Source organism: Cellulomonas sp. GbtcB1, assembly GCF_019091725.1.
In the GTDB taxonomy this organism is placed as follows: domain Bacteria; phylum Actinomycetota; class Actinomycetes; order Actinomycetales; family Cellulomonadaceae; genus Cellulomonas.
The window spans coordinates 1-229 of record NZ_JAGXJG010000738.1 but is presented as its reverse complement, the minus strand read 5'-3'; the positions used below and the strand labels follow the sequence as shown (position 1 = coordinate 229).

1 protein-coding gene is annotated in these 229 nt (G+C 36.2%); it reads left to right on the top strand.

Annotated features, from left to right (window positions below):
* On the top strand, positions 1–229 hold a 229-nt coding region (locus KVT14_RS22020), incomplete at both ends, for a hypothetical protein (RefSeq protein WP_217617453.1).

Genomic DNA, 229 nt, shown 5'->3' with positions numbered 1-229 from the left:
AAAGTAAATTTGGATGCTGAAATAGAATATGTTGTCAAAGGTGCTAAGAAGAAATCAAAAACTGAAAAAATACCGATGAGTAATGCACAACGAACAAAGGGCATTCGGAAAAACAAAGCATTCGAAAAGGAAGCAAGGCGAAAAGAAGAAGCATTTTTGCTTGCAGAATATAAGGAGATTGACCATCATGCCGAAGTTCTTGAAATGCATGTTCCAAGTGAAGTGGAAA